General features: G+C 43.4%; 11 protein-coding genes. 10 read left to right on the top strand and 1 reads right to left on the bottom strand.

The window, feature by feature from the left end; genetic code table 11:
- Positions 1-36: 36 nt before the first annotated feature.
- Positions 37-747 (bottom strand): HAD family hydrolase, encoded by a 711-nt coding sequence (locus tag CES82_RS07290; protein WP_180245693.1) that lies wholly within the window; start codon positions 745-747, stop codon positions 37-39.
- A 235-nt stretch (positions 748-982) separates the two neighbouring features.
- Between CES82_RS07290 and rpsB the strand changes: the two genes are divergently transcribed.
- The 10 genes from rpsB (at position 983) to CES82_RS07240 (ending at position 13,837) form a co-directional block, all read left to right on the top strand.
- The gene (gene rpsB, locus CES82_RS07285) at positions 983-1,741 is read left to right on the top strand and encodes a 30S ribosomal protein S2 (protein WP_098824947.1); all 759 of its coding nucleotides are present in this window, start codon (positions 983-985) and stop codon (positions 1,739-1,741) included.
- A gap of 146 nt (positions 1,742-1,887) precedes the next feature.
- Complete coding sequence (tsf, locus tag CES82_RS07280; protein ID WP_098824945.1) at positions 1,888-2,769, top strand: translation elongation factor Ts; 882 nt, start codon at positions 1,888-1,890, stop codon at positions 2,767-2,769.
- 127 nt (positions 2,770-2,896) lie between these two features.
- Positions 2,897-3,619, top strand: coding sequence for a UMP kinase (gene pyrH, locus CES82_RS07275; RefSeq protein WP_098824943.1), 723 nt, complete (start codon positions 2,897-2,899; stop codon positions 3,617-3,619).
- Positions 3,620-3,657: 38 nt separating this feature from the next.
- Positions 3,658-4,179: a ribosome recycling factor gene (gene frr / locus CES82_RS07270; protein ID WP_439959055.1), complete on the top strand. Its 522-nt coding sequence runs from the start codon at positions 3,658-3,660 to the stop codon at positions 4,177-4,179.
- Positions 4,180-4,206: 27 nt separating this feature from the next.
- Positions 4,207-4,617: a hypothetical protein gene (locus tag CES82_RS07265; RefSeq protein WP_098824939.1), complete on the top strand. Its 411-nt coding sequence runs from the start codon at positions 4,207-4,209 to the stop codon at positions 4,615-4,617.
- A gap of 105 nt (positions 4,618-4,722) precedes the next feature.
- The gene (gene uppS, locus CES82_RS07260) at positions 4,723-5,499 is read left to right on the top strand and encodes an undecaprenyl pyrophosphate synthase (RefSeq protein WP_305792669.1); all 777 of its coding nucleotides are present in this window, start codon (positions 4,723-4,725) and stop codon (positions 5,497-5,499) included.
- Positions 5,500-5,522: 23 nt separating this feature from the next.
- Complete coding sequence (locus tag CES82_RS07255; protein WP_098824937.1) at positions 5,523-6,311, top strand: phosphatidate cytidylyltransferase; 789 nt, start codon at positions 5,523-5,525, stop codon at positions 6,309-6,311.
- 38 nt (positions 6,312-6,349) lie between these two features.
- Positions 6,350-7,624 carry an RIP metalloprotease RseP gene (gene rseP, locus CES82_RS07250; RefSeq protein WP_098824935.1) on the top strand — a complete coding sequence of 425 codons (1,275 nt, stop codon included), beginning with the start codon at positions 6,350-6,352 and terminating at the stop codon, positions 7,622-7,624.
- Positions 7,625-7,661: 37 nt separating this feature from the next.
- Positions 7,662-9,398: a proline--tRNA ligase gene (locus CES82_RS07245; protein ID WP_098824933.1), complete on the top strand. Its 1,737-nt coding sequence runs from the start codon at positions 7,662-7,664 to the stop codon at positions 9,396-9,398.
- A gap of 110 nt (positions 9,399-9,508) precedes the next feature.
- Positions 9,509-13,837: a PolC-type DNA polymerase III gene (locus tag CES82_RS07240; protein ID WP_098824931.1), complete on the top strand. Its 4,329-nt coding sequence runs from the start codon at positions 9,509-9,511 to the stop codon at positions 13,835-13,837.
- Positions 13,838-13,981 lie beyond the last annotated feature (144 nt).

Below are 13,981 nucleotides of genomic sequence, written 5' to 3'. Positions count from 1 at the left end.
TGAGGAGCTGCTTCGTTGACTAGACAAGTTAGTGGACTAGTAATTAGTAACGGACATCGCCTGTAACAGTTCTGCCAGTTCGGTGGGTGATTCAACCGTTTGATCAGGGATAAAGTCTGATTTTGGCATCTCTAAATGCCGATGGTTAAACCAGAAGGCGTGCCAGCCGGCTTGCTTGGCCCCAACCATATCCTTTTCAAAATTATCACCGATGTAAACCACTTCATTAGCTTGTAAATTCATCTGTCGGTTGAAGTGGGTGAAAATTCTGGGGTCCGGTTTTCGCAGACCCACTTCATCAGAAATGACGACGTTTTCTTTCTTTACCCATTGTTCAAGTTCAAGATGGGAAAACTTTTCAGACTGCGTATTACTTTCGCCATTGGTGATCACACCTAATTCGTAATGCTTATTTAGGAGCGGCAGTTGTGCTTGAATATCTGAAAACAGGGTGATTTTTTTTGCTTCTGTTCGGTAACGGTCGCAAAAAGCCAGCCATACCGAATTCGTCAACGTTGGTAAATCATGTTGCGTTAGCACGTCATTAAGGCGGTTAAAAACATGGTTCATAGTTAATGTTTCTAATTTTGCGACTCGATCATTCATGTGCTTAAAGGCCTTGAAAAGGTCGGTTAACACGTGACCGGAAACCGCGGGGTCGTTCCAGACTGAAGCTAACGCCTGCTGAAACGGTCGTTGTTGATCATAAAGTGTATCGTCAAGATCAAAAACGATAGCTTTGAGCATAATCGGTTCCTCCTCGAAGTTCTGCGAAGTGTAGTGTAACATGAATGTAACATTTATTTCAAATTTTTTTTACTTTTGGACGGCTAAGGGTTGCTATGAACACCCAAAACGGGTATACTAGTTTTCGGCTGATTGCCACAATTCACACTCTGAGTAATATATTAAGTAGTGCTCGCGAGAGTTCTTAGTATAGATGACCTCAGGGGAGGAAAAAAACTTTGATGGAGGCTATTTCATGGCTGTTATTACAATGAAACAATTACTTGAAGCAGGTGTCCACTTCGGTCACCAAACTCGTCGTTGGAACCCTAAGATGAAGGATTATATCTTCACTGAACGTAACGGGATCTACATTATTGACTTACAAAAGACGGTTAAGTTAATCGACACCGCCTACAACTTCGTTAAGGATGAAGCATCTAAGGGTGCTGTAGTGCTTTTCGTTGGTACTAAGAAACAAGCCCAAGATTCTATTGAAGAAGAAGCTACCCGCGCTGGTCAATTCTACGTTAACCACCGTTGGTTGGGTGGAACTTTAACCAACTGGAACACCATTCAAACTCGTATCAAGCGTTTGAAGGATCTTAAGAAGATGGCTGAAGATGGTACTTTTGATCGTCTGCCAAAGAAGGAAGTTTCTTTACTGAAGAAGCAAACTGATAAGTTGGAACGTTTCTTAGGCGGTATCGAAGATATGCCTAAGTTGCCTGACGTGATGTTTGTTGTTGATCCTCGTAAGGAACAAATTGCCGTTAAGGAAGCTCAAAAGCTGAATATTCCAATCGTCGCTATGGTTGATACTAACACCGACCCTGATGACATTGACGTAATCATTCCTTCTAACGATGATGCTATTCGTGCCGTTCGCTTGATCACAAGCAAGATGGCCGATGCTGTTATCGAAGGCCGTCAAGGTGAAGACGAAGCCGAAGCTGCTAAAGCAGAAGCTAAAGATGCTGACAGCAAGGACGCTTCAGAAAACGCTGCTGAATAGTTTACAACATTTAACATTTGTTAAAAGACCATCAGTGCTTAGGCTGGCTTGAAAATGTGGACCCGCGAGGCCTGATTATTTTCGGGCCAGCCTTTTGTGTTGGTGTTATGCGACTTATTTGTAACTAATATTAAGGAGGCCATAAAATGGCAAACGTTACTGCAAAAATGGTTAAAGAACTTCGTGATAAGACAAGCGTTGGTATGATGGACGCAAAGAAGGCCCTTGTTGCTACTGAAGGCGACATGGACAAGGCGATTGATTTCTTGCGTGAAAAAGGAATTGCTAAGGCTGAAAAGAAGAGTAGCAATGTTGCTGCTAACGGTTTAGCTCACATTTCTGAAAATGGCAATGTCGCTGCAATCGTTGAAGTTAACTCTGAAACTGATTTCGTTGCTTCTAATGACCGGTTCAAGAACTTGGTTAAGACAATCACCGATTTGATTGCTGCTAACAAGCCAGCTGATATGGATGCTGCTTTAGCTTTGAAGAACGATGATGGTCAAACCATTAAAGAAATGATTATTGAACAAACTCAGGTCACTTCAGAACATACGACGCTTCGTCGCTTCCAAGTTGTTGAAAAGAGCGACAATGAAGTCTTTGGTGCTTACCTGCATAACGGTGGCCAAATTGGTGCCTTAGTTGTCCTTGAAGGCGCTGATGCTAGTGTTGCTAAGAACGTTGCAATGCACGTTGCAGCCGTTAACCCAGAGTTTACTTCTCGTGAAGAGATCCCTGCAGATCGTTTGGATCACGAACGTGAAGTATTGAAGAAGGAAGCTTTGAACGAAGGCAAACCTGAAAAGATCGTTGAAAAGATGGTTGAAGGTCGTTTACGTAAATTCTTGTCTGAAATCAGTCTTGCTGATCAAGAATTTGTCATGGATTCTGACCAAACTGTTAGCCAATACGTTGCTTCAAAGGGCGGCAAGCTGAAGAGCTTTGTTCGTTATGAAGTTGGTGAAGGTATCGAAGTTGAAACCAAGAACTTTGAAGATGAAGTAAATAGTCAAATTAACGGCTAAACTGACTTTAAAAAAGGGGTGTACGTGTAGCGTACCCCCTTTTTTTATAGAATTAAACCGCGATACGACTGTTGGTCGATACCGGATTATGATAGAATTACAACAGGAAACTAATAGGAGGCTCATGATGACGGATTTAAAGTATAAGCGTATCGTTTTGAAGCTGAGCGGTGAAGCCTTAGCTGGCGATCAAGGATTTGGTATCCACCCACCAGTTATCAAGACAGTGGCAAAGGAAGTTAAGGAAGTATTTGATTTGGGTCTTCAGATTGGGATCGTCGTTGGTGGCGGTAACATGTGGCGAGGCGAATCAGGTGCTCAGATGGGCATGGAACGGGCACAAGCCGATTATATCGGAATGCTTGCAACCATTATGAACGGTCTTGCGCTTCAAGATAACCTTGAAGATATCGGCGTGCCTACACGGGTTCAAACTTCTATTGAAATGCGCGCTATTGCAGAGCCTTATATTCGGCGAAAAGCAATTCGTCATTTAGAGAAAGACCGCGTTGTTATTTTTGCCGGTGGGACTGGCAGCCCATATTTCTCAACTGATACTACTGCTGCTTTACGGGCAGCTGAAATTAACGCTGATGCCATTTTAATGGCCAAAAATGGTGTGGATGGCGTTTACTCCGCTGATCCTAATATCGATCAGAACGCCGTTAAATTTGATCATTTGACCCACATGGATATTATTAATAAGGGTCTTCATGTGATGGATTCAACTGCTAGCACATTGTCAATGGATAACGATATTCCGTTGGTAGTGTTCAACTTGAATCATCCAGGAAACATTAAGAAGGTTGTTCTTGGTGAAAACATCGGAACAACGGTAAGGGGGAAATAATATTGGCAAACCCAATTATTGATGAAGCAAGAGATAAGATGAAAAAGGCTGAAGATGTCTTAAGCCGTGAATTTGGTACAATCCGTGCTGGTCGGGCTAACGCAAGTTTATTAAGCCGGGTAACCGTTCAGTATTACGGTGTTGAAACACCTATTAATCAAGTGGCTGCAATCACCGTTCCAGAACCACGGGTGATTTTGGTAACACCTTTTGATAAGTCTTCACTAGAAGACGTTGAAAAGGGTATTTTGGAATCAGATTTAGGCATTACGCCAGCTAATGATGGTTCGGCACTACGGTTAGTCGTCCCTCAATTAACTGAAGAACGTCGTAAGGAACTGGCTAAACAGGTTAAGGCAGTTGCTGAACAAGGGAAAGTTGCTGTTCGTAACGTTCGTCGCGAAGCAATGGATGTTTTGAAGAAGGGACATAAGAACGGTGATTTCACTGATGACGATGTTCATGATCTTGAAAAACAAGTTCAAAAAGTGACTGACGAAGCCGTTAAACAAATCGATAAGTTGACGGAAGATAAAGAACAAGAAATTATTTCTGGCTAGACTTGCTTGAACGAAAGGAAATTAAACATGGCAAATGACGACGAAACAGTTGAAATCACGCCTGGCACACCACAATTTGCCAAAATGGTTTTCAAACTGAATGATGCAGTTACCGAGGAAAACTTAGCGGTTCTCAATTATAACGGTAACGAGTTAACTCAAATTGATGAGGGCGTTTATGCGCAACCAGCCTTTGTAAATGATGATTTTAATTTATTCTTCGTAATCACTCAGTTGATCGAAGAAGATTGGATTGTTGCGTTCTCAAAGGCAACCATTGAAAATGAGTCTGAGATCACTGATTTGAGTGAACCCATTCCAACGGGTGAAGGATTAAACATGCTTGGTGAAGTAAGCCCAGATGATGCTAACAATTTACTTCAGTATTTTAATACGTTATCTGACGCTAATCGTGGTGAATGGCGTTTACTTCAGTAGCTTATTTAGATTCTGTTAAATAATCGCTTTAAGCAGAGTTGGGATAGTCGACAACTCTGTTTTTTGGTATGATTATGGTTTGAAAGCTAATTTGGAGGTGCCACTTTGTTTTCTTGGCTCAATAATAATAATCAGTCAGAGATGCCTGAAAAAATAGAACTGGATCCTAATAATATTCCGGCACATGTTGCCATCATCATGGATGGTAATGGCAGATGGGCGCAGAAACGTCATTTACCACGGATTGCCGGCCATAAACAGGGTATGAACACGGTGAAGACTATCACTAAAGCTGCTAGTGATCTGGGGATTAAAGTGCTAACGCTTTACGCCTTTTCAACTGAAAATTGGAAACGGCCCACTGACGAAGTCAATTATCTGATGAAATTGCCTGTGGACTTTTTTGACACGTTTGTGCCAGAATTGATTAGTAACAATGTGCGGGTCAACGTCATGGGATACACGGATCAATTACCACAGAAGACGCAAAAGGCTGTTGCCGATGCCATCGAGGACACTAAGGATTGTGATGGCATGGTGTTAAACTTTGCTTTGAACTATGGTAGTCGTGCTGAAATCACTACCGCTGTGCAAGAAATTGCACAATCGGTTCAACAGGGTGAACTGAAGCCGGAAGATATTTCACCGGAAATGATCAGTGAACATTTGATGACAGCCTCATTAGGTCAGTATCAAGACCCTGACGTGGTTATCAGAACCTCGGGTGAAGAACGGATTTCGAACTTTTTATTGTGGCAGATTGCCTACTCGGAATTTGTCTTTATGGCACCGCACTGGCCTGAATTTACAGCCGAATTATTGACTCAAGCAGTTTATGAGTATCAGCACCGTAAACGTCGCTTTGGCGGATTAACGAAATAGGTGAGTTGAAAAGGAGTTTATAAATGAGACAAAGGGTTATTACAGCGGTAATTGCTTTAATTATCTTCATTCCAATTATTATTGCTGGGGGTGTCTGGGTCGATGTTGCGGCTTCCGTCCTTGGCTTGATTGCACTTTCTGAAATATTGGTAATGCGGAAAAAATTGGTGGTTTCCTGGGAAGCCGTCTTATCTGGTATTACTGTGCTACTGATCATTTTGCCGGATTTCTGGCATAACATTCTGCCGGGAAAATTAGATTTAAAATTTGTCGTTTACTGCGTTGTCGTGTTACTTTTAATGTACACTGTTTTTTCGAAAAACCGGTTTTCTTTCGATGATGCTGCGGTACTGACTACCGGTGCCATTTACATTGGGGTTGGCTTTCACTACTTTATTGTGGCGGATGCGGCAAGCTTAACGACAATTTTCTTTGCGCTGTTTACAGTTTGGATCACGGATAGTGGTGCGTACATGATTGGTCGAAAATTAGGCCGTCACAAGCTTGCACCGCACATCAGTCCAAACAAAACTTGGGAAGGCTCAATCGGTGGGACCCTAGTTGCTACGATTGTGGTTGCTATTTACGTTTATTTCTATCCGCAAGGCGATTATAGTTGGCTAGTGACCGTACTGTTGACCATTGTATTATCGCTTATCGGACAAATTGGTGATTTAGTTGAATCAGCACTTAAACGTTATTATGGTGTGAAAGATTCCGGCCGTATTCTACCTGGACACGGTGGTATCTTGGACCGTTTTGACAGTCTCTTATTGGTATTACCAGCCTTACATCTATTAGGCTTTATCTAAACTGACTGCATTAGTCTATTACGAAAGGATCGACGTCTGTGATTACGACCATTATTACCTTCATCATCGTGTTTGGTCTGATTGTTTTTATTCACGAATTTGGTCACTTTTTCTTCGCCAAGCGGGCGGGAATCCTGGTGCGTGAATTTTCAATCGGAATGGGTCCCAAACTGTTTAATTATCGTACCACCGATACGACCTACACGATTCGGCTATTGCCAGTTGGTGGTTACGTTCGGATGGCAGGGGCTGAAGATGATGAGGACGAATTAAAACCTGGGACACCTGTGAGCCTGTATGTGGGTGATAATGATCGGGTGACCCGGATCAATACGAGTAAAAAATCAACGTTGTTTAACGGTATTCCCATGGCTGTGACTGCCACTGATCTGGAGGATGAACTTTGGATCGAAGGCTATGAAAATGGCGATGAGAGTGAGGTTAAGCGCTATTATGTTGCTCATGATGCCACCATTATCGAAAACGATGGTACCGAAGTGAGGATTGCACCGAGAGATGTTCAATTTCAGTCCGCTAGTCTAGGCCATCGTTTGATGACAAACTTTGCCGGCCCAATGAATAACTTTATTTTAGCCATTATCGTTTATACGATTCTGACGTTTGTGGCTGGTGGTGTCACCAATAATAGTAATCGTGTTAGTCCCACAACTTCGGATGTTACGGTTGCCCGTTCGGCTGGTATCAAGAATGGCGATTACATTACAGAAGTGAACGGCAAAAAGGTCAATGATTGGAATCAGATTGCAGCTCAGATTCAAGACCGCGCGCATAAACAAACCACGTTTAAGGTTAAGAGCGGTAATCAGACTAAGACAGTCAAGATGGTGCCAGCTGCTAGTAAGGCTAATAACAAAACCATTGGTGTCATAGGTATTACTCAGTATCATAATCATGATATGGGTGCCATGCTGGTGTCTGGCTTTACTCAGACATGGCAAATGACGGCGCGTTTGTTAGCAGCAATTTGGTCAATGGTTTCCGGTCATTTTAGTCTGAATGATTTAGGTGGGCCAGTGGCAATCTTTGCGACGACATCCACAGCAGCTTCTGAGGGAATTCTTGGTGTCCTCAGTTTTCTGGCCTTCTTGTCACTGAACTTGGGAATTGTGAATTTATTGCCAATTCCAGCACTTGATGGTGGTAAAATATTACTTAATGTGATTGAAGGTATTCGACGTAAACCGTTGTCAGAGAACGTTGAAACGGCTATTACCTTAGTAGGTGTGGTTTTCTTAGTTGTTTTAATGTTATTGGTCACGTGGAATGACATCGAACGCTATTTCATTAGATAAATCAAATAAAATCGGTTAAAAAGGAGTTCAATTGAGTATGAAACAGTCAAAGTTACTGATTCCAACGTTGAAAGAGGTGCCGAGTGATGCTGAAGCACTAAGTCATCAGATGATGCTTAGGGCCGGCTACATTCGCCAAGTGACAGCAGGGATGTACGCTTATCTGCCTCTCGCATTTCAAGTTCTCAGCAATATTGAAAAAATTATCCGAGAAGAAATGGCTAAGATCGATGCCGTTGAAATGGTCGTACCAACCGTCTTACCAGCACAGCTTTGGAAGGATTCTGGTCGGTATGATACATACGGTCCAACGTTGTTTAAGTTCAAGAACCGTCACGATACAGATTTCATTCTCGGACCAACTCATGAAGAGACGTTCACGACTTTAATTCGAGACAGCATTAAATCATACAAGCGATTACCATTGACTTTGTATCAGATTCAGGCCAAGTACCGTGATGAAGAACGTCCTCGCTACGGTTTGTTACGTGGCCGGGAGTTCATTATGAAGGATGCTTATTCATTTTCCACCAACTATGACGATTTAGATAAGGTTTATCGCCAAATGGAAGGTGCTTACAAGCGCGTCTTTGATCGGATCGGTTTGAAGTACCGGACAATTATCGGGGATGCTGGTGCCATGGGCGGTAAAGATTCTAAGGAATTCTCTGCCATTGCGCCAATTGGTGAAGATACCATCGTCTATGTTGACGAGTCCGACTACGCTGCTAACCTTGAAATGGCCACCAACTTATACACACCTAAAAAGTCACATGCTGCTCAAAAGGATTTGGAGAAGGTTGCCACTGGCGATGCTAAGACCATTGACGACGTGGCAGCTAAACTAGATGTTAATGCCGATAATCTGATTAAGAGCATGCTATACATTGCTGATGAGAAGCCTGTATTAGCATTGCTTCGCGGTGATGATGAGCTGAACGAAACTAAGTTGAAAAACTTCTTGCACGCTGACTTCTTAGCGCCAGCAACTAATGATGATGCTGAAAAGTACCTTGGCGCTTCGTTTGGTGCCTTGGGTCCAGTGGGTGTTGGCGACGACGTGAAGATTGTGGCTGACCGTTACGTTCAGGACATGGTCAACGCTGTGGTAGGTGCCGATGAAGATGGTTACCATTACGTTAATGCTAACGTTGAACGTGATTTCCGCGTGGATGAATTCACCGATATCCGAACCGTTAAGGAAGGCGACATGTCGCCAGATGGCGCTGGTAAGCTGAAGTTTACCCGTGGGATTGAAATCGGTCATATCTTCAAATTAGGCACGCGTTATTCAGAAGCACTTGATGCCAAAGTGCTGGATGAAAATGGCCGTTCGGTACCCGTTATTATGGGTTCTTATGGTATTGGTGTTAGTCGCCTGTTATCCGCAATCAGTGAGCAGCAGTCTGACGAACATGGATTGGTATGGCCACGCGCCATCGCACCATATGATCTGCACGTGATTCCGGTTAACGTTAAGAATGACACTCAAGTTGAACTGGCTAACCAGTTAACGGATAGTTTAACGGAAGCGGGTTATCGTGTGCTTATCGATGACCGTAAAGAACGTGCTGGCGTTAAATTTGCTGACTCTGATTTGATTGGATTACCAATCCGAATCACCGTTGGTAAGAAAGCCAGTGAAGGAATTGTGGAGATTAAGATTCGTAAAACCGGCGAAACAGTTGAAGTTAAGGCTGATGAAGTCGGCAACACAGTCGCAATTTTATTAAAAGAAACGGAAACAGAAAATACAGAATTTAATAACAATTAATCATTAGTGTGGGACGGGCTCGAGAAAACAAAACAACTTTTGTTTTGTCTCGAGCCCGTTTTACGTTAAAATAGTGGCACTAAGCAAAAAAATGAAGGGGGCAGTTTGGTGTGGCCTTAGATCATCAGGCGTTATTTCAAAAACTATTACAGCAACTGCAATTATCAGATTTGGCGGGCCAGCCATTCTTTAAAGGAGCAGCACTGGAGAAATTGACGGTACACGAAAAGTCAAAACGGTGGCACTTTAATTTTAAGTTACCAGCGATTTTACCCTTTGAGACGTTTACTACGTTTCAGGGACAGCTGGAGAAAGCTTTTCAGTCCATTGCCAAAGTTGATTTTGAGATTCACACTGATCAAACCGGGCTTGATAATCGATTGATCGGTGATTATTGGAATTGGGTCGTTCAGCATAGTGGTGTGACTTCACCATTAATCCAAGAGCTTTGTCGCGATCAAGTGCCAAAGGTTGAAGACGACCGTGTTATTTTTATGGCGGAAAACGAAGTCGTAAAGAATTTCTTAGTGGGGCAAGCTTTAGGCCCAATTGAGGACGGTTACCAAGCAGTGGGCTTTCCAAAGTTCGCCATTCACACGATGATTGATGAATCGGCTTCGCAAGCTAAAATTCAAGAGTTTAAGCAAAAAAAGGCTCAGTCAGATGCTGAGCTGGCTCAAAAGGCGGTTGCCGCTATTAAAGTGGCCAACCAGAAGCGTGAAAAACAGGGCGTTGTCGCTGCCAGTGGGCCTACCGTGATTGGTCGAAAAATCAAGATGGATGAAGAACCCGTTCAGTTGGCGTCGATTGAAGACGAAGAAAAATCAGTGATCGTTCAAGGTTACGTCTTTAATAAGGAAATTCGTGATTTGCGTTCAGGCCGTAAGTTAATGATTCTTGAAATCACGGATTACAGTTCTTCCATCGCAGTCAAGAAATTTTCTCGTGACGAAAGCGATGAAGCCCAGTTTGAAGGCTTGAACGAAGGCGACTGGATCAGGGTCCGTGGCAGTGTCCAAGAAGATAATTTTATGCGCGATTTAGTGTTAAATGCGTATGATATCAATCAGGTAACTGTTCCCAGTCGGCAAGACAAGGCGCCTGAAGGTGAGAAGCGGGTGGAATTGCACCTGCACACCAACATGAGTACCATGGACGCCACTAACTCAATTTCTGACTATATCAAACAAGCCAAAAAATGGGGACACAAGGCCATTGCCATTACCGATCATGCGGGGGTCCAGGGCTTTCCTGAAGCTTACCGTACAGCTTCTGCAAACGACATTAAGATGATTTATGGCGTGGAAGCGAACCTCGTTGATGATGGCGTGCCAATTGGTTATAACAGTGAGCACCGAGCCCTTGAAGGCGCGACTTACGTCATTTTTGACGTTGAAACGACCGGACTTTCTGCAATCTATGACCGGGTAATTGAACTGTCAGCCGTTAAGATGCAGGGAAAAGAAGTCATCGATCAGTTTGAAGAGTTTATTGATCCGGGTTTTCATTTGTCAGACCAAACCACTAATTTGACTAGTATCACGGATGACATGGTTCACGGTTCCAAGTCAGAAAAAGAAGTTTTTACGTTATTTAGAGAATTTTACGGTGACGCGATTATTGTCGGTCATAACGTGACTTTCGATATCGGGTTTATGAACGCCGGTTATCAGCGTTACGACATGCCTGAAGTGACCAATCCAATCATTGATACGTTGACTTTGGCGAGATTCCTGTACCCGACTTTGAAGGGTTACCGGTTAAATACCCTGGCTAAAAAATTCCACGTTTCTTTGGAACATCATCACCGGGCGATTTACGATGCGGAATCAACTGGGCACCTGAACTACCTCTTTTTGAAGGATGCTGAAGACCGCTACAATATTCAGTATCATGACCAATTGAACGACCATATGAGTGAAAACGATGCGTATAAGCATGCCCGGCCGTCACACGCCATCATTTTGGCTAAAACCCAAGATGGATTGAAGAATTTATTCAAATTGGTTTCGAAGTCTAACGTGGACTATTTCTACCGGGTGCCGCGGATGCCAAGAAGTCAAATTGAGGCTTTACGAGACGGTTTACTGATTGGTTCCGCATGTGATTCCGGCGAAGTGTTTACCGCGATGATGCAAAAAGGATATGCGGAAGCGCGAAATAAAGCTAAGTTTTACGATTATTTGGAAGTTCAGCCGTTAGCAGCGTATAAACCGCTGATCGATTCAGGTTTGATTCAAAACCGGAAGAACCTAGAAGAAATTTTGACTAATATGGTTAAATTAGGTGAAGAATTAGATAAACCCGTTGCGGTTACCGGTGATGCGCACTATTTGAACCCAGAGGATGCCATTTACCGGAAAATTTTGATTAATTCGCAGGGGGGAGCTAATCCTTTAAACCGGCAAGAATTACCAGATGTTCATTTTCGTACAACCGATGAATTATTAGACGATTACAGCTTCTTAGGTGAAGACAAGGCTAAGGAAATCGTGGTGACAAACACCAATGCTATCGCTGATGAAATTGATGATGTTCATCCCTTGAAGGATAAGCTGTACACACCACGGATGGAAGGCGCTGAAGATGAAATCCGCGAGCGGACCATGAATACCGCCCATGAGTGGTATGGTGATCCACTACCAGAATTAGTTCAGCACCGACTTGATCGTGAGCTGAAAAGTATTATTGGTAACGGGTTCTCGGTGATTTACCTGATTGCCCAGCGACTGGTAGCTAAGAGTAACAAGGATGGTTACTTAGTTGGTTCCCGTGGGTCCGTTGGTTCTAGTTTAGTGGCTACCATGACGGGAATCACTGAAGTTAATCCGCTGCCACCGCATTATCGTTGCCCCAACTGCCAGTATTCAAAATTCTATACGAAGGGTGAATACAGTTCCGGCTTTGATTTACCGGAAAAGAACTGTCCAAAATGTGGGACTTTGATGATTGGCGACGGCCACAACATTCCCTTCGAAACTTTCTTAGGGTTTACTGGGAATAAAGTCCCTGATATTGATTTGAACTTCTCGGGTGACTATCAACCGATTGCCCATAACTACACCAAGGTCTTGTTTGGTGAAAAGAACGTTTACCGTGCTGGGACGATTGGCACCGTGGCTGATAAAACGGCTTATGGTTATGTCAAAGCTTACGAGCGTGATAAAGAGGAACATTTCCGAAACGCTGAAATCGATCGGTTAGCTAAGGGCGCTACTGGTGTTAAACGAACCACTGGCCAACATCCGGCCGGAATCATCGTTGTGCCCGATTACATGGACATTTACGATTTCACGCCGATTCAATACCCAGCTGACGATCAAAACGCCGCCTGGCAAACCACCCACTTTGATTTCCATTCGATCCATGACAATATTTTAAAGATCGATATTCTGGGTCATGATGATCCAACCATGATTCGGATGTTGCAAGATTTAAGTGGTATTGATCCAAAAACCATTCCAATGGATGATCCTGGCGTTATGGCGCTGTTTTCTGGGACTGAGTCTTTGCATGTGACGCCGGAACAAATTCAATCCAAAACGGGGACACTGGGTGTGCCGGAATTTGGTACCCGATTTGTTCGCGGTATGCTTGAGGAAACTCATCCTAAGAATTACTCGGAATTGCTGCAAATTTCTGGACTGTCTCATGGGACAGACGTGTGGTTGGGCAATGCTGAAGAGTTAATTAAAAACGGCACTGCAACCATTTCTAACGTTATCGGTTGTCGTGATAACATCATGACCGACTTGATCAACTGGGGGATGGATTCTGAAATTGCCTTTCAAATCATGGAACACGTTCGTAAGGGTCGTGGGATTCCTGATGAATGGCAAGACAAGATGAAGGAAGCCGAGGTACCGGACTGGTACATTGATTCGTGTCTGAAAATTAAGTACATGTTCCCCCGTGCCCACGCGGCTGCTTACGATTTGATGGCCTTACGGGTGGCTTACTTCAAGGTATATTTCCCATTGGTTTACTATTCCTCATATTTCTCAGTACGGGCTGACGACTTTGATGTTGTTGCGATGTCCCGTGGTAAGGATTCGGTTAAAGCCAAAATGAAGGAAATTAACGATGAGGGTATGGATGCTTCAGCCAAGGATAAAAACTTGTTAACGGTTTTGGAACTTGCCAATGAAATGCTGGAACGTGGGTTTAAATTTAAGATGATCGATATCGACAAGTCGGCTGCCAGTGAGTGGTTGATTGATGGTGATACCTTGATTGCACCATTTGATGCTGCCCCAGGACTTGGCCTGAACGTGGCTAAGCAAATTGTTGCCGCCCGCGAAGATAAGCCGTTTCTTTCAAAGGAAGATTTGGCTAAACGTGGTAAAGTTTCTAAAACGCTGATTGAATTCATGACGGATAACGGTGTTCTTGATGGCTTGCCAGATGAGAACCAGTTAAGTCTCTTTGATATGATGTAAGCCAAACAAGGCAGAGTTAGCATAGCAGCGCGCTTTCAGTTTGCTATTGCTGTGGCTTTGTGATATTATATGAGTTGTAGATATTTCGGAAAGGAGTGAGCAGCGATGCTCGCTCTTTTTATTGGAAAAATGGTATTGGAGGTA

It is taken from the genome of Secundilactobacillus silagincola, from assembly GCF_002583405.1.
GTDB lineage: Bacteria > Bacillota > Bacilli > Lactobacillales > Lactobacillaceae > Secundilactobacillus > Secundilactobacillus silagincola.
This window is presented reverse-complemented; position numbering and strand designations above follow the sequence as displayed.

Coding starts and splice junctions, on each gene's coding strand:
- CES82_RS07245 (WP_098824933.1), top strand. CDS start 7,662: ATGAAACAGTCAAAGTTACTGATTCCAACGTTGAAAGAGGTGCCGAGT.
- CES82_RS07265 (WP_098824939.1), top strand. CDS start 4,207: ATGGCAAATGACGACGAAACAGTTGAAATCACGCCTGGCACACCACAA.
- tsf (WP_098824945.1), top strand. CDS start 1,888: ATGGCAAACGTTACTGCAAAAATGGTTAAAGAACTTCGTGATAAGACA.
- CES82_RS07290 (WP_180245693.1), bottom strand. CDS start 747: ATGCTCAAAGCTATCGTTTTTGATCTTGACGATACACTTTATGATCAA.
- frr (WP_439959055.1), top strand. CDS start 3,658: ATGAAAAAGGCTGAAGATGTCTTAAGCCGTGAATTTGGTACAATCCGT.
- pyrH (WP_098824943.1), top strand. CDS start 2,897: ATGACGGATTTAAAGTATAAGCGTATCGTTTTGAAGCTGAGCGGTGAA.
- CES82_RS07255 (WP_098824937.1), top strand. CDS start 5,523: ATGAGACAAAGGGTTATTACAGCGGTAATTGCTTTAATTATCTTCATT.
- rpsB (WP_098824947.1), top strand. CDS start 983: ATGGCTGTTATTACAATGAAACAATTACTTGAAGCAGGTGTCCACTTC.